Annotated in this window: 16 protein-coding genes; 7 read left to right on the top strand and 9 right to left on the bottom strand. The window is 36.0% G+C overall.

What is annotated here, in order from left to right; all coding sequences use genetic code 11:
- Positions 1-48: 48 nt before the first annotated feature.
- On the top strand, positions 49-1,068 hold the full coding sequence (locus G6053_RS22650) for a nucleoid-associated protein (protein ID WP_165308591.1): 1,020 nt from the start codon (positions 49-51) through the stop codon (positions 1,066-1,068).
- A complete protein-coding gene (locus tag G6053_RS22655) occupies positions 1,055-2,236 on the top strand; it encodes a hypothetical protein (protein ID WP_165308592.1) in 1,182 nt (393 codons plus the stop codon). Before G6053_RS22650 ends, G6053_RS22655 begins: the two co-directional genes overlap by 14 nt.
- 292 nt (positions 2,237-2,528) lie before the next feature.
- Here G6053_RS22655 and G6053_RS22665 read toward each other — a convergent pair whose 3' ends face one another.
- From G6053_RS22665 to G6053_RS22700, 8 genes are all read right to left on the bottom strand, one after another.
- Positions 2,529-3,950 carry a hypothetical protein gene (locus G6053_RS22665; protein ID WP_165308593.1) on the bottom strand — a complete coding sequence of 474 codons (1,422 nt, stop codon included), beginning with the start codon at positions 3,948-3,950 and terminating at the stop codon, positions 2,529-2,531.
- 46 nt (positions 3,951-3,996) lie between these two features.
- Complete coding sequence (locus G6053_RS22670) at positions 3,997-7,146, bottom strand: type I restriction endonuclease subunit R (RefSeq protein WP_165308594.1); 3,150 nt, start codon at positions 7,144-7,146, stop codon at positions 3,997-3,999.
- 15 nt (positions 7,147-7,161) lie between these two features.
- Positions 7,162-8,322, bottom strand: coding sequence for a restriction endonuclease subunit S (locus tag G6053_RS22675; protein ID WP_165308595.1), 1,161 nt, complete (start codon positions 8,320-8,322; stop codon positions 7,162-7,164).
- On the bottom strand, positions 8,315-9,358 hold the full coding sequence (locus G6053_RS22680) for a virulence RhuM family protein (protein ID WP_165308596.1): 1,044 nt from the start codon (positions 9,356-9,358) through the stop codon (positions 8,315-8,317). Before G6053_RS22680 ends, G6053_RS22675 begins: the two co-directional genes overlap by 8 nt.
- A 34-nt stretch (positions 9,359-9,392) precedes the next feature.
- Positions 9,393-10,952, bottom strand: a complete 1,560-nt coding sequence (locus tag G6053_RS22685; RefSeq protein WP_165308597.1) for a type I restriction-modification system subunit M — start codon at positions 10,950-10,952, stop codon at positions 9,393-9,395.
- 206 nt (positions 10,953-11,158) lie between these two features.
- Complete coding sequence (locus G6053_RS22690; protein ID WP_165308598.1) at positions 11,159-13,576, bottom strand: DUF262 domain-containing protein; 2,418 nt, start codon at positions 13,574-13,576, stop codon at positions 11,159-11,161.
- Complete coding sequence (locus G6053_RS22695) at positions 13,563-15,317, bottom strand: DUF262 domain-containing protein (RefSeq protein ID WP_165308599.1); 1,755 nt, start codon at positions 15,315-15,317, stop codon at positions 13,563-13,565. Before G6053_RS22695 ends, G6053_RS22690 begins: the two co-directional genes overlap by 14 nt.
- Before the next feature lie 364 nt (positions 15,318-15,681).
- Complete coding sequence (locus tag G6053_RS22700) at positions 15,682-16,044, bottom strand: hypothetical protein (protein ID WP_165308600.1); 363 nt, start codon at positions 16,042-16,044, stop codon at positions 15,682-15,684.
- 141 nt (positions 16,045-16,185) lie between these two features.
- On the opposite strand from G6053_RS22700, the gene G6053_RS22705 reads away from it, so the two are divergent.
- From G6053_RS22705 to G6053_RS22715, 3 genes are all read left to right on the top strand, one after another.
- Positions 16,186-17,082, top strand: a complete 897-nt coding sequence (locus G6053_RS22705; protein ID WP_165308601.1) for a WYL domain-containing protein — start codon at positions 16,186-16,188, stop codon at positions 17,080-17,082.
- A gap of 13 nt (positions 17,083-17,095) precedes the next feature.
- Entirely contained in the window at positions 17,096-17,662 is a 567-nt protein-coding gene (locus G6053_RS22710) for a metallophosphoesterase (RefSeq protein ID WP_165308602.1), read from the top strand.
- Positions 17,663-17,840: 178 nt separating this feature from the next.
- A complete protein-coding gene (locus G6053_RS22715; RefSeq protein WP_206531800.1) occupies positions 17,841-18,236 on the top strand; it encodes a cyclic-phosphate processing receiver domain-containing protein in 396 nt (131 codons plus the stop codon).
- 675 nt (positions 18,237-18,911) lie between these two features.
- On the opposite strand, the gene G6053_RS22720 is transcribed toward G6053_RS22715, so the two are convergent.
- A complete protein-coding gene (locus G6053_RS22720; protein WP_165308603.1) occupies positions 18,912-19,364 on the bottom strand; it encodes a nuclear transport factor 2 family protein in 453 nt (150 codons plus the stop codon).
- A gap of 451 nt (positions 19,365-19,815) precedes the next feature.
- Here G6053_RS22720 and G6053_RS22725 point away from each other — a divergent pair, with 451 nt between their 5' ends.
- Positions 19,816-20,298, top strand: coding sequence for a hypothetical protein (locus tag G6053_RS22725; protein ID WP_165305118.1), 483 nt, complete (start codon positions 19,816-19,818; stop codon positions 20,296-20,298).
- Positions 20,299-20,331: 33 nt separating this feature from the next.
- On the top strand, positions 20,332-22,836 hold the full coding sequence (locus G6053_RS22730) for a hypothetical protein (protein ID WP_165308604.1): 2,505 nt from the start codon (positions 20,332-20,334) through the stop codon (positions 22,834-22,836).
- Positions 22,837-22,897: the final 61 nt, after the last annotated feature.

Consider the following 22,897-nt stretch of genomic DNA (forward strand, 5'->3'; position numbering starts at 1 on the left):
TTCATTCTTTTTTATTATTTTAATTGCTAAATATAGCTTAATTGACCAATGAAAGTAAACCGCCTAATAATTCACGAAATTATTAAAGAAAGTAAAGATAAAAATGTAAATAGAAACATCTCGAAAGGCGAGATCAATATAGACGACAATATTGTAAGAATGACTGAATTTTTAGTCAATTCCTTTGATGATTCGAATATTAAATATGGGAGATTTCGAAATGGGCATGAAAATGCATTTAGCTTAAATGCCATAAAGTACATTTCAGCTAACCGTATTGATAAAAAAACATTCTTTGATTTTACCAGATTGAGCTTAAATGAATTAGTTCTTATTTTAGAAAATGTAATTCTCGCAACAGGAGGATATTATTTCTTTGTCGATTATGAAAAGAATTCTACTCCCTTTATTTTAGTGCTTATTGTAAGAAATAAAGAAGCATTTAAGATTGACTGGGAAAATGGAACCTTTACTATTGATGAAACAGCTAATATCAATATCGATAAAATAGCAATGGGTTTCAGGCTAAATTGCAGCTTATTAGATAATATAACCGCTGATCGGAATTATATCGCTTTAGTTAGTAACCAGGGTGAAAGTCTTTCCGATTATTTCCTGACTTGGACTAATACAGATATAACGAACGACTCAACTAAATCTACTCAACATCTAGTTAATCTTCTTCGAGTTATTAAAAAACCCATCGATACCGATGAAAATGAGTTCCGTAGAAACGCCTTTTCTTGGATGACTCAATATAAGAAAATTAATAAGGGCTATGTAAATATTGACAAACTCAGTGATTATTTATTTGGAGATAAAAATACCATAAAAAATTATGCTAAAGAATTAGGATATGAAATTGAAACAGAACTAAAGGTTAATAGCGCCAAACTTAGATCCTTAGTGAAGTACAGTGCAAAATCAAAAGGGATTAATGTTAGTTTCAATGTCGAAGATATTGATAGTGGTGATATAACCATTGATGCAAACAATCAGGTCGTAGTAATAACAAATAAGTCGATTTTTGATAAATTACTTTCTCAAATAGAAAATGGAACAGAATAAAAATCGAGATATTCTGGCTATTCTTCTGAATGAACTGGTTTCATCCTCATGTGCTATTACTGAAGATGGCGAAGATATAAAGATAGAATTCACCAATAATATAGCTGCAAAATTTGCTCAACGCTTTGATAGTATAAAAGATTTTAAAGCAGTAAGCGATAGAGTTATTCTAACACCTATATACAATGAAGATTTTATTTTAGTTTGCGGAGAGCTATCATACTTCAACAAGTATAAAAATAAGAAAATTCGTAAAGCTGAAAAAAGATGCGCAATCTTACTTTCCGAAAAAACATACTTGTTAATTGATCAGAATGAAGAAACTATTAGCAACACAAAGAAAAAGAATGTAACAACGATAACAAAACACATTCATCAATATATTGAATTATACGAATTATTCGACTCAAATATCAATCTAATAGAACACAAAATTCCAGCATCTGATGGTCAAAAACTAATAATAGTAAATAAGTCTACTTATAAAACTGTATCCTCCATTTTGTTTAAGAAGAATTGTATAAATTTTTTAGAAGCAGAATTTGAAAAAATTGACTTAGTTTTATTTTCGGAGAAGATAAAAAGTGATGAGTGGTTAAGTTGCTTTAAAGAAGAGGTATGTAAATTTGCAGACAACCAGAATATATCTACATTCGACAGGCTTTATCATAATTTTAATTACTTATTTAATATTGCAGAAAAGAACTTCCAGTTATTTATAACAAATTTCTCTTTTGAAAACGTTTTAAACAAATACAAGGATCAAAAGGAAAAATATTTTTCAAATTTAAGTTCCGTAAAGGAAAAAATTGGGAACCAAATAGTTTCAATTCCACTTACTCTAGGGGCTTCCTTATTTGCTCTTTTTCAACTTGAAAAAGCCAATCAAATAAATACAATAATCCTAATCGTTAATTTATATAGTTTTTTTATTATCTACCTCATTGCTACATATATTTATGAGCTGGAGAGTATTAAGAAGGAATCTAAAAATGATAGGAAGAAGCTTAACAAATTATATCCTTCACTTTACGAAGATATAGATAATCAATTTAAGTCATCTGACGTTAAAGCACAATTAATACTGATAATGGCTTGGTCAATAATTGTATTATTGATAATTTCTCTAATTTTAATTTACTTTTTTTTCAATCCATCAGTAAAGTAAATTTTAACAACTGGCACGATCATAAATTATTTTTTCTCAAAGAATAGACAATACCTATATATATTTAAACGCTTTATAAACTATTTCCATATTTGTTCAGCCAATTAATCGCATCGCGATAGACTGGATAGTAGGATCTTAACAACGTCCAGAATTTATGAATGTGATTCATCACCAAACTATGAATCAATTCATGTACGATGAGGTAGTCAATTACAAATAATGGAGCTTTTATAAGTCGCCAATTCAGCTGTCGGAAAAATGGGGTACTTACACAATATCGTTAAAGTTACTAATCAGTTGGTGAACTTTCCTCCTTACTCCCAGAAAGAATTTTCTCAATTTTTTGTCCTTTTTCTTCAAGTTTCTTCTTAGAATTTGATTCAAGGATTGCTGCTACTTTTCCTAATCCAGGAATTCCATCTAATTTATCGATAGCGAGTTGGAATTTATAACTTTGTTCCAGAGCTTCCATAACCGGGTGATCAGAGGACTCATAATTAGAAATGAGTTTTCCAGGGTTCTCTGATGTAACTTGAAGAAAATTAGATAATAGCCTGTATTTTAGTTCTGATGTTTGTTCATCGTTATCCAAGTTGTTTATCTGCTTGGAGAGTCCTTCGTAGGTTTTACTTAATACTTCTTTATGCGCGTATTCCTCAATCAGCCTTTTAGAAAGGTTTAATTTTTTATTGGCGGAATAAGTGAACCATAGGATAGGAATGTACATAGGAATAATGGCTAAAACCATACGAGGGATTTTAAAAATTACTTGATCTAATGATTCGCCTCGATACATCAGCACAATGCTTACTACAAAAGGGATTAAACTGGCGGTTATGAGCAAATAAATTCCCTTTGAAAACCGTATTTGCATTGAACTTAAATTTGTTTCTTCTTCTATTTTCTTTGTAGAAAAAGCAGAGCTTAATCCTGCAGTTAATGCCGCAGGCAACAAACTTGCTATTTCTTCATTGATTTTTGAATAGTTAGTCTTATGCTCTTCTTCGAAATTCTTATAATTGGCTTCAAAGTCTCTTTTTATTGAAATAATCCTATTTTCAGCTTTTGTAAGCTTTTCTTCTAAATCTTCATAGGTAGTATCTAATACATCTTTTTTACCTTCCACTACGACAGTTTCCCCATTATCGTCTTCATCTTCATATCCAAAAAGCTCTTGATAGTATTCATCAATTTCTTTTTTACGAGTATTAATTGTTGTTAAAGATGTTCTAGATTTTAATAAGTTACCTTCAATATCTTCAATGAACTTATTAATATCGGCTAATTTTTCATCCAGTTCGGGATATTCCTCAATGAATGAAGTTAAGTGGTCAACTTTTTCTTTAAGCTTATTATAAGATTCTTCAAATTCTGAATCTGTTAATTCAGCTTTTGTTTTTAATTCAATAATTATTTCATTATTACTAGTGATTGTTTTAACTAACCGGTCAGCCTCATTGACTTTCGAAGTAATTTCACCGATTTTTTCAATAGCTTCTTTTAATCTGTCCTCGGTTTTGTTTTTATACTCAGCTGCTTTTTTAGAGAATTGGAAAGCATCTTTCTGGGATTCTGAAGCTTTATTAACTATTTCATTCCTGATAGCCTTATCCTCATCTTCTAGTTTTACAACTCTATCCCAAAGTTTCTTTCTCTCTTCTTCAAGATATTGAACTCTTTTTTTTAATTCCTTGTCATCAAATAGTGCCATAAAATTTAGGTTTATAATTATAATGGATTATAGAATAGTTACCTCCCTAACTTATATTAAAATACCGATCAAAGTAAGCTTTTAGCTTCTCAAGTACAGTTTCCTTTTTCTTTGCTAAATCCCCTGATGGTGAAAATCTCGAAACTGGTGGCAATATCTTTGCGAAAGAAGTTCCCGCCGATTGAATTTCCCCGTTTTTAAAAGAATTATCTACAAAGGTTTTTGTCTCTTCTTCTTTCAAGCGTTCTTCCACGATAATTCGGTTCAGCTCAGATTCTTTTTGTTCTTTTACATATTTATGCCAGTCTACATCCACATCGGATGATGGTGTTAATGAATCAACAAACTTCTCTATCAATTCCTTTTTATTCCGAAGATCGACGCTAGAGTCAATAGCTTTTTGAATATTGATGACAATCTCCTTGTCCTTCATATTACTTTCGTAATATTTACGGATCAGCATCAAAATATAATCAATATTAATTTCAACTTGTTTAATCAACTCCATTTCGAACTCAATGTCATCGATTACATTTTCACGGTCCGACTTGCTTTGCTTTTTAAATTGATTGTACAATTCAATGTACATACCGTGGTAATTTTGCACATCAAGATCAGAAAGTATTTCCTTGCCTTCAAAGTCATCAAATGATCGCAAGACGTTCATCAGTTTAAGAATAGCTCCATACAGTCTAATAAATTCCTTCTGAGCTTCTTCGCCTAAAATTCTTACACCGATAGGGAATTTCGCTAAGAGCTCCTGAACCAAATCTTCATAACCTCTAATATCTTTCTTCCCATCGTTGTAGCCATAGTAATATTCATCAAATGTTTTTAGCAATACAATGCCACCAGCTTCCTTGTTTCCAAACAAGGTTAATGCTTCATTCGTATTATCTTCCAGATTACGGAAACATATAATATTTCCGAAGGTCTTAATCGAATTCAGGATTCGGTTTGTACGCGAAAATGCCTGCAACAACCCGTGCATTCGCAGGTTTTTATCTATCCAAAGCGTATTCAAAGTAGTCGCATCAAAACCAGTCAAAAACATATTCACTACAATGAGCAAATCTATTTCCCGATTCTTCATGCGCAGAGAAACGTCTTTGTAGTAATTTTGAAACTTATCTGAAGATGTATCGTAATTGGTCTTAAACGCTAAATTGTAATCCATGATGGCATGATCCAAAAAATCACGATGTGATGCACTCAGGCCCTCTGTAGATTCGGAATTTTCATCCTCTAAACCATCTTCTTCAGGATCATTTTGTCCGAAACTGAAAATAGTAGCAATTTTCAATTTGCGTAGTTCCGATACTTCTTTTTGCTGACGTTTAAATTCTTCATAATATAATTTAGCTGCATCAATGGATGAAACTGCAAAGATCGAATTAAAGCCACTAAGTCTTATCTTCTCCTTTATTTCTTCGATCTTGTTGCGATCCTTGGCCGTCGAGACTTCATGGACATTTGCCAGCGTAGTCATATAATATGGCTTGGAATTCCGCATCGTTTTTTGATCGAAGTGATCTAAGATGTAACCCACATTATTTGATATGTATTTCGGCGCTAAAAGGATCTTCTCTCTATCGATATCGCGCACTTTTTGATCAGTAATATTATCTTTCTCTTTAATTGTACGAATATAATCTACTCGGAAAGGAAGTACGTTCTTATCTGAAATTGCATCTACAATTGTATATGTATGGATAGCCGATTGATGATTGGCTTCTGGACAATTTGTAGGATCGCCGTGTACATAACAGCCAAATGCCTGAACAGTAGTTTTTAAATGTGCCTTACCACCGCTATTGGAATTTTTAGCGAAAATAGGGGTACCTGTGAAGCCAAAAAGAAAGTATTTCTTGAATGAATTGGTGATCGATTCGTGCATGTCTCCAAATTGCGAGCGGTGACATTCATCAAATATAAATACGATAGGTTTACCGAATACACGATGATTTTTCTGCTTTTTGATTAGAATAGAAAGCTTTTGGATTGTGGTAATGATAATCTTTGCATTGGGATTATCCAATTGCTTTTTGAGTACCGCTGTATTAGTATTGCTATTAGCAGCACCTTTTTCAAATTTATCGTACTCTTTCATGGTCTGGTAATCCAGATCTTTACGATCGACCACAAAAATGACTTTCTCGATAAATGGTAACTTACTCGCTAGCTGAGCTGTTTTAAAAGAGGTTAAGGTTTTACCTGAGCCTGTCGTGTGCCATACAAATCCACCCGCATCAATTGTTCCGTATTTCTTATAATTGTTTGAAACGTTGATTTTTTGCAGAATACGCTCCGTTGCGACAATTTGATACGGACGCATCACTAGCAACAGTTTATCTGATGTAAATACACAATATTTGGTAATGATATTTAGGATAGAGTGCTTCGCAAAGAAAGTCTTCCCAAAATCGATTAAATCGTAAATAGGGGTATTATTCCCGTCAGCCCACCATGAAGTGAACTCATAGCTATTGCTAGTTTTGGATTTCTTCGTTCCCTGCTTTTCTTTTTCTTTTAGATGCGTATAACGCGTAGTATTACTGTAGTATTTGGTCAGTGTACCATTAGAAATGACAAACAATTGCACAAATTGAAACAAGCCGTTATCCGCCCAAAAAGATTGTCTTTCGTATCGATCAATTTGATTGAAAGCTTCCTGCAAAGAAACACCCCGCCTTTTTAATTCAATATGCACCATAGGCAAACCATTAACCAATACCGTTACATCATAACGGTTGGAACGTTTACCCTCGGCAGTTTCGTATTGATTGATTACCTGCAGGTGGTTGTTATGAATATTCTTTTTATCAATGAGGTAAATATTGCGTAAGGAACCATCTTCGCAATGCAAAGCTTGGATATAATCTTCTTGAATCAATCGGGTTTTGTCTTCAATATTGCTATTGGGATTGGATAATTTACCCTCGAAAAAATGCTTCCACTCTTTTTCAGTAAACTGGTAATCGTTTAACTTTTCTAATTGCAAGCGCAAATTATCTACCAACTGCAAGTTGGTTGTAATGGATAGAAATTCATACGCTTGCTTTTCCAACAATGCAATAAAAGCCTTTTCCAATTCGGCTTCACTTTGGTATCTAGTTTCCTTTTTATATTCGACAATGTATTCTGAAACAACAGTAGATTCCGAATTTTCTGAAATAAGGTTATAATTGGCTGGCATATACTTACATTCTCTTTACTGAGCTACTGCTAATGGCTCAAACGTTAATAATTTTCCTCTATAATATTCATATTGCTGTCTACGCGCTGCAATCTCGGCAGGTAACCCCACCGAAATATCATTGACTAAAGCATCGAATTTATCTAAAATAGTTACTATGCGTTCTTGTTCCTCTAATGAGGGAACTGGGACTAAAATATTATTTAAATTTTGTTTATTTAATTTTGGCTGTGCTGCACCAGTTATATAAGGAACTAAGTCAATAGAATTTAAATAATATTCAATCAATCTTCTTGTTGCATAATGCTTAAACTTAAGCACATGGGCGTGATTATTTACCCAAGATTTACCTGTGATAGAAAATGCAATTGGTGTATTCCTTGTTAACAGATTGGCACCATCTTCTGAAATTAATAAAAAGTCTCCATCGAAAATATAGTCCTTTACATAGTCAACGATACCAGAAGCTCCATAATATGGTATATTTCCTTTCTCCCTACTTCCTCCTTTAACTGGTTTTCTCTTACTGTTCAGGTTTTCTGAAATCTGAGGCAAAGTCTTCCAATCCACTTCCTTACCTTCAAAAGTGAGCAGTTCATTACGATAGTATTCGTATTGGCGCGTTCGCGCTTCTAGCTCCCCCTCAAGCTCCCTCTCCAACGCAGTAAATTTGTCAAGAATATTGACTATTTCTTCTTGTACAGGTAGTGGTGGGATGGGGATTAGAACATTTAAAATATCATCTTTTCTTAAATTAGTTTGATCAACTCCATTATCAAACCGGAGAAAAGATAAATGCCTATTCAATAGATAATAATAATATTTTGGCAATTGACTTGATTTATCTTTTACGGATAAGGAACAAATTCGTTGATTTAACGTATATAAATTATCATTATCAACTATAAAAGTTTTAGCCAATGCCCTACCATTAGGCAAATCACTCATCACCATCAAGATATCATCAACAAAAAGAGGTGAGATTTGAGTATCTGAATGTTTTTTTACGTTTCCATTTGTGGAAATAAATTTAGAATTCACCACAATATAGTTACCATTATCTGAAATTGCTTTCTCGTGCCCCTTTCCATTTAAAAAGTGTAGCACTTCTCCTAATTTTTTATACTCGACCCCATCCGGACAATACTGTGCTATTAACTCTTCTATCTTACTCATTGTTCTCTCCCTTTTGCTGTAGTTTTTTTAGTTCTTTGTCAAAGTCACTTTCAAACAATTGATCCTGAATGACTCTATATTTTTCAAATTCCGATTCGGCATGAGCTTTGGCTATTTCAGCAGTTACTTTTCCTGCATCCTGTAAAACCTTTCTGTCTGTAGCTTCGATGAATCTATTCAACCGAATTTCCCAATCTTCCATTGTCATCGGGATTTCTCGCAATGCCATGTCTTCTGCAAGATCTAAATAAGCAGAAACTAAACGTTGTAATTGTTGCATTTCCTTCTCAGAGAGATAATTTTTAGCAACACTGACATCAAATTTTTGAATTTTCCCATTCGGAGCATCCTTCCAAGTAGTCAAACCCATGTTTTCCTTTTGATGATCAGCCCTGTTTACAATAACTTCTGCAGCCGTATTTCCATGAATGGCCCAGTGCAGTTTGTTTTGAACTGTAGCAAAAAAACGCTGGGTACTTTTGGCCGTTACATTATAGTCGATGGCTGTAATATAAATATCGGTAATCTTTTGATAGAATTTTCGTTCGCTCAATCGAATTTCCCGTATACGTTGAAGTTGTTCTTCAAAGTATTTTTTGCCGAGAATAGTACCGTCATTTTTCAAACGCTCATCGTCCATAGCGAAACCTTTGATAGTAAACTCTTGCACAATTTGCGTCGCCCATTTGCGAAAGAGTACCGCGCGCTCCGAATTGACTTTATATCCAACAGCAATAATGGCCGAAAGGTTATAGTGCTGCGTATTGTAATTTTTGCCGTCAGACGCAGTTATCCGGAATTTCCGGATAACTGCGTCTTCCTCAAGTTCCTTGTCTTTGAATATCTTTTGAAGGTGCTCACTAATGGTTCTTACATCTACTTGATAAAGTGTACCCATCATCTTTTGAGACAGCCAAATATTTTCATCAGCGTAAACAACATTTACGTCACTTTCGCCCGTAGCTGCGATAAATGTTAAATATTCTGCCGCAGAAGATCGTACATCTATTCTAGTGTCTGATTTTTTTTTATTCATACCTTAACTTTCAGATGCTGAAATACGTTTACCATTAACCCTTATTTTCCAAATCATTCACAATTGCGTCAATAGCCGTACGCAATTCATGCTGGCGAGCTACAATTTCGGTAATGCGTTGATTTAGTTCCTTAATATCTGTAGCTACTGTAGTGTTTTCTTGCTCCACATATGAGCTGACCGCAATATTGTAATCGTTCGTAGCAATTTCACTATTCTGTACCAATCGTGCAAAATGATCTACACTTTCACGAGCGATAAAAGTGTCTAAAATTCTTTTACGGTTGGCATCAGCTAATTTGTTCTTGCTGCCACCACGTACAAATTCAGCGGAAGCATCTATAAACAAAGTCGCATTATCTTTTTTACTTTTCTTCAACACGATAATACAAGTAGCTATCGTTGTTCCAAAAAACAAATCGGCGGGTAGTTGAATAACAGTATCTACATAGTTGTTGTCGATAAGATATTTACGGATTTTCTGCTCTGCACCACCTCTATATAACACACCAGGGAATTCAACTATAGCAGCTGTCCCAGAAGTTGCCAACCAAGATAGCATATGCATAGTAAAAGCTAGATCGGCTTTAGATTTGGGGGCCAACACACCTGCTGGTGAAAAGCGTGGGTCGTTGATCAATAATGGATTAGCATCACCTTCCCATTTAATTGAGTATGGTGGATTAGAGACAATCGCATCAAAAGGTTCATCATCCCAGTGCATCGGATCCATCAAGGTATCCCCGTGACCAATATTGAATTTTTCGAAATTAATATCGTGCAAAAACATATTGATACGACACAGGTTATAGGTTGTAATATTCACCTCTTGCCCATAGAAACCTTGACGTACATTCTCTTTTCCTAACACTTTAGCAAACTTCAGCAGTAAAGATCCCGACCCACAGGCTGGGTCGTAGACTTTATTGACCTCTGTCTTGCCAACAACGGTAATTTCAGCCAACAATTCAGAAACTTCTTGGGGTGTAAAAAATTCACCTCCTGATTTACCAGCGTTACTTGCATACATGGTCATTAGATACTCATATGCATCACCAAAGGCATCGATATTATTATCTTGGTAATCGCCTAATTTTAGGCCAGCTATGGCTTTTAGAATTTTGGCTAAACGCTTATTTCGTTGTTCAACTGTTCCTCCTAATTTATTGCTATTGACATCGACATCGTCAAACAAGCCTTTTAAATCATCTTCGCTATCTGTGCCGTTAGCCGATGATTCAATGTCTTTGAAAATGCGATGCAAATCCACATTTAAGTTGGAATTTTTTTCTGCATTGCGCTGTACATTTTGAAACAGCTCAGAGGGTAGGATAAAGAACCCTTTCTCCGAAACGGTATCTCTTCGACCAAATTCAGCTTCTTCATCAGATATTTTTGCAAAATCAAAATCGGTATTTCCTGTTTCCCATTCCGCTTTATTGATGTGAGAGGTTAGGTTTTCAGATATAAAACGGTAAAACAAGATACCTAACACATAGGATTTAAAATCCCACCCATCTACACTTCCTCTTAAATCATTAGCAATCTGCCATATCGCTCGGTGCAACTCGTCTCTTTCTTGTTCTCTTGTCATCTGAAATATTTAATATTTTATTCATCAAAAAGCTGTACATAGCCAGCTTTTAAGTATGTGTTTTTTATGATTAAAGCAATGTTAATAATCGCTTTAAATATACTTAAAAAAGTACGTTTTTAATATGGTAAACCGTAATATATAGATATTTCAATATCCCTCTTTCTTCCCTGCTTTTTCCCTAGCGGTTAAAGTCACGTTCTATTTTATTGTGGTTGGTTTAATGATGTTGATAGATAAAGCTCCATGTTTTGAAGTTGCTGAAATAAATCAATATTTAAATTTTGAAGTTCAGTTTTACTGATATATTCTCTGCTATCGTTAGCATTTGAAAAGAATTTAAACTCTAATTCATCATGATCAAAATAAATTTGAATTGTATCTTCTCCTATTGGAAATAAAATAACACAGTCTTCGTCCGATTTCACTTCACCATAGCTTTCATTTTTTAAAGAAAATTTCTCCTTTAAAAAATAATTAAATAAAATAGAAGTTCTCAATTCGCGGTGATAATGACTTAATCTAGACTGACCTAATAAACGGATGTAATCTCCTTCTTTTAAATAGTTTATTAATCCCTGTTTACAATATCTTAGTTCATCTGGATATTCTATTAACAACCTCCGCCAGTCAAATATATTTTGTTTCCTGATTTCTATTATGTTCGTCAAATCTCCAAAATCTTTATATAGATCTGCAAGTTCAATTAATATGTGTCTTTTGCCTTGATCATTAAACAGTCTCCGCCAGTTCTCATCTCTATCCCTTGCATTAGCTCTATCTGATAGATATAGTAAACATCTATTACTTCCATCGACTGATAACCATTCTTTGCTAATGCTCAAAAGGGTCCTTACTATGAGAAAATTACTATTTAAATTCTCATCACTAAATATTTCCGCGAATTGTTGATACAAATATTGAAACTTATCCAAGTTTGGTCTTTCTTCATCTTTTGCTAACTCTATCAAAAAACCAATTTGACCATAGAAATAGCCGTGGTTTTCTGCTTTTATCAAATCTTCTTGCCAAGCTGTAAAGTAGTCTTGATTCTTTGCAAATTCTTCCACTCGCTGGCGCTCTGGAAAAAAGTCCATGAATTTTTCATCTTGTAAATTATTTTTAATATCAAGGCATTTATTTCCGAAGGTCTTAATGCTTTGAATAGCATCGAAAAAACGAATGTCATCATCAATTCTCGAATTATAAATTAGATTTCGAATTAATCTTAACCAACCATAAAAATTGTTTTCATTCAATTCTGCCGATGATTTGTTTAAACAATCGATAAAATGAAATATAGCAAACAGAAAGGTCTGATGAAATAAGTTTAAACTATTTATGTTATTAATAACATAAGTTTTAAATGACTCTTTTTCATTCCAATTGTTTATAAATGTGGAGTTCCAAACTTTTCTGATACAATTTTCGAATGCGCTGTAATTAGCATCATCACAAAACATCTTTAGATTATACCAGATGAAATATAGACGATCTTTTTCTATAATATTATGTTCTATATAAAATCTAAAAGGTATCGATTCGTTGCCACTTAATTGCTGGTAAATGAATCTTTTATCTTTTAAATCGACCTTACCTTCTTCTTTATCAATCGCTGGCTCATCACTAAAATAGCTATAGCCAAGCAGTATATTGATAAACTGATATAAACGCATATCAGTTTTAAGCTTGTCAGCATCCCAAAATAAGTCGTACCATTTTGTATCCAAATTATTTTCCCAATCTATTTGGAATTCGCCCATCGCGTTCTTCGGATTTTCTGTGTATTCAATCAACCAAGACTTGAATTTTTCAAAATCCGTTAACTCCTTTCCGGAGGCATTCATTTTAACATAGAGTTTGTCATCCAGCTGGTGCTCGTCTATATCTAAAAAGTCAAAAGACAAGGCATTTTTACTTTCTAAATTTTTATACACTATTTCAACAACATTATCTAAATCTTCAAATTCTGTCAGCTTTTTACGGAAAGCCTCTATCATAACCAACATACTCATCACAGTTGGGTCGTATTTCCAAAAATCGTAAAACCAATTTCGATCTTTTACGTATTCTATAAATGACTTTTCCCAAATATCATTGGATCTAAACTCCGCACTACTTGACAACAGAGCTTCTAAGAAATCTCGAGAACTAACTCTCGTTTTATAAGTGAAATGGCGTAAAAAAGATATGTCTTCGTTGCGTTTCGCATATACCAGAAAATGCAATAAAAAAAGTGTGGTGAGGCGCTGTTGGCCATCAAAAGGAATGAATATATTTTTTGAGCCAAAGCGGTTGATGCGTTTAAAATTCCGTTGAATCTCATAACCATTTTTTTCCGCATATTCGCTTACAGTAGAAAGTAGACTTTCTAAATGCTCTTCTTGTCTTTCTTGCTCCTCACTCAAATCGTCATTTACTAATTTACCATAGATAAAATCTAAGGGCATGAGCGTAGCGCTAGGTTGTGACAGATGATTAATTAAGTCCTCGACAAAATCTAATCTGATAGCAGTTGCTTTTTTATCATTTAAATTTCCTTGAACATAGTCTCTCTGTAGAATAGGAATTTCCACTTTTTTTTGAGACAGAAGCTCTTTGAAAGTGAATTTACTGTTTTCCATAAATGATCTCTTTAATGCTTTGGTAATAATAAGTTGCGTCAGCTTCGCTCCAGAATTCATTTTGTAAGGAGTCTTTCTCCGTATATTTTTTCACAAAACAGTTGACGGTTGCATACGGGACATAATTTTCTTGGTTAGCGCCTTCAATTTTCAATATTATTTCGCGTTTATTCTTAAATAAACCATTACCAAGTTTACTATTGGTCGCTTTATCAAGCAATGCCAAATTATTTATTTTATGTGTAGCAACTTCTACCTCCAACAAATCTTTAATTTCTCGAATATTTTCTCTTAGTTCTTTATTATAAGAGCAGTTCTCTTTAGTTATTTGTTCCAGGAAACTCTCTATCTTATCCATTACTGGTAATTTCTCGCCAAGGTTATTATGCTTTTGGTCTAATATTTTTTTTGTATCGATTAACCAAAATTTTACATCTTCGATATGACTAAAATCTTGTGGATTTTGAGGATGTATATGTTCTAAGCTCCATTCTTCATTCACATACTTATCAAAAGGAAATTTTTGAGCAGGAAAATCCTTTTCGAAAATTAGGATGTTATACAATAACAAGACATGCTTACATAACTCACGATGACTATTATAGTTAATGTTTTCTAATACAAAAAATTCTCTAAATGTTTTAATTTCATCTTCTAAAGCCCTATAAAAACGTGATTTAGACTCTTTCCGATACTTTTCGTACATTTCAATGATATCTGCAAAAGACATTCGATCGGAATTGACTAAAAAACCAATCCTATGATAGTACTTTTCATCAGTTGACCATTCATGAATCTTCCTAAAAACGTCCACAATTTTCATCCATTCTAATGGAACAGTCCCCTCAGCATATTTCGTATAAGCGCTATAGGAATCTGAGTTTTTTGTGGAATGTGTAACCAAATCAAACAGCAATCCTATGCGAGTCGAATAATTAACTTGATTTTGATTAGTTATGAAAAACCAAAAATTATCTTCGTTGAGCTGTTTCTCAATTTCGTTCCACTGATTTGAAAATTCTTGCTTCAGTTGGTTTCGCTGTGACAAAGGAAGTTGAAGCCCTTGGTATTTAAGCACAAAAAGAGCCTTTATCAAGTCAGAACTTGTTAATCTGATTTTACCACTATTGATATTTCTGAACATTTTTTTAGCGTTCATATTTTCTGTAGTGACTACAGGATACCAAATCAGTTTGATGTCTTGCAATACTTTTTCCAAAAAAACATTTTCGTCAATTTTCTTTGTTTCTAACCATAGATTTATGATCTGGAACGCTGAAAAAATATGATAGTTATCGACATTTTGTTCTGCTTTATCTATTGCAGTCCAACTTTCTTCTATTTGATCTACCACATTGACAAAACTATGTCGATTAATATTTTTCAGGAAGTCAATACAAGTTAACCTAGTAGCATATTCTATACTAAAAGGAATTGCAAAAGATTTTAACCGATTATTTAATACCTTAAGAAGTATGTACAGAGTGGTTAAGCGCTGTTGTCCATCTATTACTTCTAATAAGTGATCGGAATGATCTCTTTTCGTAAGCATAATAGGTTGTAGACAATAGGTTTTCCCTTTTGGATTTTGATGGATGTCATTCATCAGTTGGTTTACTTGTTTGTAATCCCATCTATATCCTCTTTGATAATCTGCAACATAAAATATAGGATTAACATCTGCTAAACTTTGAAGATTTAACAAATCTATCTTATCTACGTCAATCTGTTTTTGAGTCATTAATATAGTTTGGTTATAATTTGATTTTCGAAGCCTACACTAACCTTAAGACAGCCATTAGCAACAGTTCGTAATCTCGACAGGATACTTCCACTCTCGTTACTTTTTCCATGACGGGCAAATTCACCGCCAGACGTGATTTACAGTAATTAAAATAGGCTCATTAGAGTAATATAATATGCGTAAATTAATAAATATTTATGTAGATAAAAATAATATCATTTGTTTTACAACAAAAACGAAACGCTAGATTAACTTCTCCATATATATACCAATAACGCCAAAGTATGCCGCTACCAGAAAATTGTGAGCAATATGATCTTACGACCTGATCGGGTTCCAGAAAGTTGAGGCCGCCCGATATTTACTCTCCATCTTCTTCCTTTGAAACGATAATACCCACTTCAGATAGCCGTTGGTAGATATATTCCTGCCGAATCAATATGCGATCCATACCTGCTGCTTCATTGTACCGATCTATCAGATAATTTACATCTGATGATGTTATCACAGTATACGCAAAGGATAATCGTTCCTTTGGGAATATCCGATAACCATGGTCGGGCACCACATGAAAGCTCAAACTAAAGGCTACAATTGCCATGGACGAGACTTTGATAAATGACTTTGTTGCTTTCCATAATGCAGTTCCGATGCCTGTTCCGCTATTGGCCAAAATCTGTTGCTCCCGTTGTACGATGTTCTGTTGGTTGGTTTCTTTTTCCATAAAATAATTGTTTGGTCCAAACTTAGCCTGAGGTACGGCCAAAGGACGTCGCTATATTAAAAACAGGATTATTTTTTCCGTCTCAATACAAAGCGCCATATTTTGTCGTTCTCTCAGCTTATATTTGTCAAAAGCTTAATCATGTCTGTTAGAGAAACCATATTACGCCATAAATTAGTCATCAGCAAATTGCGTCACAAGCCGCTTTCCTGGATAGAGATTGATCGTATCCTACAAGAGCAATCAGCTTTGCTCGAGTACAACCTAACCGTCAGCCAGCGTCAGTTTCAACGCGATATTGCGGATATCAGCTCCCTATATGGGATATCGATCGAAAACAACCGTTCGAAAAAACAATACTTCATCCAGCAGGACACCGAAGAAGCGGAACGTGCACTGGATGCATTTGACGTATTCAACCTGATGCGCCTGGGAAATAATAGTTCTAAAAAAATTGTCTTTGAACAGCGCAGGCCCCGGGGTACAGAGTATCTGGGAGATATTGTGTATGCCATTCACAATGACCGTGCACTCTATTTCGATTATTGCAAATATTATGAAACCGAGGTAGAGCACCGTCGGTTATTTCCCATCCTTATTAAAGAAGTACGCAACCGCTGGTACGTCATTGGGCAGGATTTGGACAAGGATAGTCTTCGGATATTTCCATTGGACAGGATCTTAGCTCTGGAAGTTGTAAAGGCTGGAAAATTCAAATCAGTGGATATAGATCCCGAAACGCTTTTTGAACATAGCTTCGGCATTATACTTCCGCGCGAAGACCAACGCATTGAGGAAGTGATTCTTTCCTATTCCGAATTTCAGGGCAATTACATCAAGTCGTTGCCTTTGCACCATACGCAGGAAATATTGGTCGACAACGACGAAGAGCTCCGTGTAAAACTCAACATCTATGTCACGCACGATTTTGTCATGGAACTGCTTTCCGTAGGTGCCGAAGTCAAAGTCATTGCCCCCCAAAGCCTAGCAGATAGCATAAAAGAGGAATACCGTAAAGCATTGCAACATCAGTCCTAGATAAACAGCCTTTATGCATATTATTAAAGTAAAAGAGAAAACCGTTTTATCGCTGTCTGACACGCATGGGATGCATCGCCAGCTAGATATTCCGGAGGGGATTGATATCGTCATCCATTGCGGCGATATCTGCGATGCAGGTGATATGGATCAGCTCTCGGATTTCTTTGTGTGGTATGTGGGGCTTTCCATACCGCACAAAGTATTTGTTCATGGGAATCATGATCTACCGTTCGAACTGGAACCGTTGCGAAGCAAAAAATTGATACCCGAAGGTATCCATTGGCTAAACGACAGTTCGATTAGGATAAATGATATGCAGATCATGGGCATCAGCGGTTTTCCTTCTTATCACCATATCGAGTCGGACGTAAAAATTGATATTATGGTGTCACACTATCCCCCACTTGGTATCTTGGACAATGGCTGTGGTAGCGATGAAATCCGTGAGTTTGTGACAGCGCGATCACCGAAGTACCATATTTTTGGTCATAATCATGCAGGCTATGGTAAGATGAAGGTTAAGGCTATTCAGTTTGTCAACGCTTCGTTGTATGAGCTATTGAAGCTACTTAAATGACCTATTCTTACTATTTATCTTACTCCTAGCTTTTCGATTAAAAAAATGGCTTTAAAGCATTTATGACCAATCTATCTCCCAATTATGGGTATATCCACGACACAACTGAAACACATAAACGAACATCGGTTCAAAAAGCAACTATTCGAAATAACGCTTCTATAAGCTATATTTAAACATGGAATTAGAGAAGTCAATGGAGCATCACACTAAGGGCATATTTTTGGATGATATAAGATTCCCATCGGATCTGACACACTATATATCAAAGGAAGAATTAGTCCCATATCTTCTAACCAATTGGACCGTTATTCGTAATTATCAAGATTTTGTAGCCTATATATCCAAAAACGGGATTCCTTCCATCATCTCTTTTGATCATGATCTGGGAGTAAATCTTGACAACACTGAAGCAGAATCGGGTTATGATGCTGTAAAGTATATCGTTGATTTTATTATTGAACAACAATCTCAGGTTTTCCCACAGGTTTTATGTCATTCCCAAAACCCTGTAGGCAAAGCAAACATCTTAGCTTACTGGAACAATTTTATTAAAGCCATTGATAAAGGTTAATCAAGGCATTAGAGGTTAAATAGATAACAACTGCACTGTGGTAAAAAATCGCTATCGCCATATAAGCTATTTTAGTCGAAATATTTTTACAGCTATATAAAATAAAATATAGCAAATAAAAATAGTTACAAAAAGGCGTATGATAAGGTTAAGTATATGTAATGGAATTTCAGAAGGCTTAATTTCCCCGCTAACAAGATCCAAAACTGTATAAAAAAAAATTAGTATCGAAGAATACTTTATAATAATCCATCGCGTTGTATTTTTTTTCATATTATTCATTTACTCTCCAATTCATACAGCTAACATACACTGTAAATAGGTCAGCTCAAGTTATCAAAAATTATTCACTCCAATAAAACTATTTCAACTCAGCTGTTGTTCTTATTATACAAACGGCAATTAGTTACCTTTCGAAAGAAAGGGCCGACATAAAAATTGGCGTCGTACAGTGAAAATCCAATTGTCTTTAAAAACATTGGATGACGAAACAAAAAAGAGGAAACGATAGGAAACATAAAAATTACTGTACAATAAAACGCTAAGAGAAAGGGTCTGATGAGAATCAGGCCCTTTTGACGTAAAAAAGCCACATCTCACGAGGTGGCCTTAAATAAACATATGATTCACTAGTGATCAACTTTTGTAAACGAGCTGACCACTAGTTATTAGAGACTATTTATATTTATAGGAGTTGACTGAACTGGAGACTTTCCAGTTATTACCTTCACGTACCAAAGTCACCAGATCAGTCTTAGTAAAGTCTTCAAATTTTAGCGTCACTTTAGCAACCATGTAATCCGCTGACTCCTCAATGATATCAGTGCTTACTACACAATTTAGTTTCTCCCCTTTTTGTTTTTTCAGGTATTTAACCACTTGATCGCGGCTGTTGGTCTTTGCATTTGCCGATTGAACCTTTTGGCTGAAATCTTCAGCAAATAATTGCTCTACGCCTGCCGACTCCCCCACTGTCGTAACCGCAACATAGTGATCTAGTGCGAAGTCTGCCGTGGAAAGGTTAACGTTTGCTTTTACTGTTTTTGAACCTGGGCCTTCAGCTGCCATTGCGAAAGTAGATACTGCGATTAAGGCTGCTGCTACGAATGTTTTTACTAGCGTGTTCATAATGTCTTTATTTTATTGTGTTAGTTTTTTGTTCTTATTTGTTGACTCAAAACTACGACACAATACGCCTCTAGCCTAGGGGCTTTAGACCAACGATCAGGAAAACTCGGTGAATGGTGGAAATGGGGAGGTGAGCGTAAGGAAAGTATGGGGATGTACAGAAAAGTCCCGAAAAAACAATTGATAAGGGGAAATAACAAGTAGGAAACGAGTCTATCGGGCTTAGTTTTCGGTAAACATCATCTACCGATAACATACAACCTTTTTTAAAGAGCTGGTCTCCAAAACCGGCTTACATTTGCCTATACGACAAATAAGTTGTTATGGGACAATATCTTTTATTAAAAAACATGACTTATAAAACAGATGGCAACGGTGATCTCGCCATTCGCGAGACTCCGATATCGACACTCAGAAAGTAATGATTACACAACAGTTAAATTAATAATTTATGGAACAGATAACACTTCTTGATGACCAGTATATTGATGAGATCATCAAATCAAATCTGCCTTACAACCCTGCATTGAATAAGACACAGGGGAAAAAGCTGCGCGAGTTGATCAAACTCTTGCGCGATCGCCTCGCGCAGGAACTTGCGGAACAGGCTCTAGTACTTGAACAAAAAGTAGATAAAGTCCCAGGAAAAGGACTTTCTACATCGGACTTTACACTGGCCGAAAAAGAAAAACTGGCCGGTTTAACGGCAGGAACGGCACTACGGGTAGAGGTCACACCTCCTGATGAAAACAATGCGGCTTTCCACCAATATTTCGGCCAGCTTCCCGTAGGAACCTGCATCGTAGATCTAGCAAAGGAAAGCCAGTTTATACAGCTGCCAGCTGGCAAATGGATCAAGATTCCCATTGTGGTTCTCCCCGATGAGCTTATCATCCCCAATATCCTGGCCGCGGAAATCAAAACTTTTAAATAATAAAATTTTCGAACAACATTTAGAAAACGTATCATGGCAATTGAAACAATAGGAATAAAATATACAATTCCCAAACTCAGCTTTGACCGTCCAGCGTCAACGCCCCAGATTTTTATACTGGAACTCAAACTGGCAAATGAGCCGGACTCTTCATTTACGATGATCCATCCGAATTATCAGACGGATATGGAAGGAAATAATACCGATGGTTTTATGATTCTTTCCTTGCTGGAAAACACAGACTATAGTCTCCGTTTCACGAATAAGGCATATCCTGAGAAGGTATTTACAAAAAACTTTCGGACTGCCCTCAACGTCTCCAGTGGTAACAACCCTTATGCAGACAAGATTTTCTTTAAGGGTCAGACCATCGACTGGTATTATCCAGGTCTGATGAAGGCCACCCTCGCGGATACTAAAGGCGGGTTCTTCTTCAATTTTGATGGAAATTATCGGGAAGTGGAACAGAATTTTGGCAATATGGTACCTGTTGACGGGATATCTTTTAAGACTGTGGCAGAAGCGACCATCAGCAACCGAAAGCTACAGGGCTTCTATTTTGATGGCAGCAAATACGCCAAATTTAATGATGTAAATACCAATAGAGATGCACAGATCCGTGCTAATGATCTCTTTGGCAATAATTCGGACAAGAGTTATTCCCTTTTCTTTTTCTTTCATTTAGAAGATCAGAATGATAAAGTTATTCTCCATACGGTGAATGATGCTCAGAATGAATTTAAGATTAGCCATACAGGGCGGTACATCGTTGTCTCGGCGACCAAAAATGGTGTTACCAACATAGCAAGCAGCGCCAGTCAGGTCGTTCAGGGCCGATGGTATATGTTGGGTATCAAGATCTCTCCAGGAACCCCATCAGCAAACACCGGCTATCTCTACCACCCTACGGGCAATATTAATTTCCCTACGATAAGTCAAATCACCCATTCGATGGTCACTACGGCTGAACCTGCCATTTATCTAGGCAGAGACGTTACGGCTGGTGTAACCACGGCAGGGCTTCTGGTATCTCGATTTTTCTACAGTCCGTCGGCGACAATGACTAACCAAAACTTAAATAAACTTTCGGATCCATGGGGTCAGACACCCAAAGTCATGTTTCAGAAAAATGGTGAGAGCACGACCATCCAGTTGCCCGAGATCTGGCGCAAAAAACTCGATGATGTGCAACTGTCATTTGCTGTACCTCCAGACGAAACGCTGATTCCCGGCACCTATGATTGTTGGATACAGAACTATCAGGGAAACAAACTCAATTTAAAAACAGGTATTCAAATACAAGAATTTAACAAGATTACAACTGGCTTTGACATTGATTTTTCCCAAGGTGCATTTGCTGACAGGGTCAATGATTTTAAAAACACATTTTACGGACTCCATGGTCAATGGGGCGGTGCAAATGGTGGTGTAAATGCAAATCTAATCTATTTTAATCCTGACGACAGGACGGTACAATTTGAAGCCCACGGTGATCGCTACAATGGTGAAGTACAAGGTGTAGGCCGGCCAGCAAGGGATTCTTCCTATTCAGGCTATGGCGTACCGAAAGTGCACGATCATCCCGAAGATCCATTGAACGGACAAGCTTGGAAGACACGTGTTGGTGCGGTCGCTGTGAGCAAAGCCTATTGTGGGTATGGCGAGTGGTCTACCTGGATGAAAATCCCGAAGGAATCCTACGGCTACTGTCTAGCTTTATGGGTCTTTCACTACCAGGAGTTTTATCCAACTGACCCCTTGTGGCAACACTGGATCGATAAGGGCGGAAAACCATACGGCGGAGAAGACAGCTATATGGTGATCAACCATGAGATAGATATGGAGTTACCGTCGCATCTGACAATGGGTGTTGTGGAAAACTGGGCTGAGCTGGCAAATTGTTACTTTGATCCAAAAGCTATGGATACCAAGTTTCATATTGCAGTGCAAACTGGGGCTACTACCGACGACATAGGCCTTTTTAGACTGATAGATCCGAGTCTGCCAAACCAAAGAAGTTCCTGGGTAAAGGAATCCGACGATTGGGAGCCGAGCGATCAACCGTCCTATTCGAATCTGAAGTTTAACAACTGGATTGGGGAAAAGGATTCGGGCAAGGGCTTCTCTTCAGACAAGTCGTCTTACGATGTATATGAAGAATACCTGGCCTTACTGACCAAGACAGAGCACAATTATGCTGATGAGCAGTTTCATAAATGGACCATTAAATGGTTTAAGGATAAAACGCAGCTCTGGATTGATGACGTGCTGGTGAGGGAAAACCGGGCCTTTGTGCCTTATATTCCCGGTAGGCTAACCTTTGGAGCCTGGTTTCCGTCGGCATTTGCGCGGTCTTCGGAAACACCATGGCTTTACGACCCTAACCGAGCTTGGGCAGGGCATCCTGCAGATTTTTCCACCTTAAACCTGGAGATCTCAAGAATCAGTTACAGACCCTACACGACGGCGGAAGCAGGAGGTGACAATGAATATTATTCAGAAACAACACCCGAAGCAAACCTGAGGGAATTGGTATAACAATGCTGCCCAAATGCAGTACACCCGCAGCGATCCAAATTGGATCGCTGCTTTTTTATCT

Origin of the sequence: Sphingobacterium sp. DR205, assembly GCF_011064245.1 — a bacterium.
GTDB lineage: Bacteria > Bacteroidota > Bacteroidia > Sphingobacteriales > Sphingobacteriaceae > Sphingobacterium > Sphingobacterium athyrii.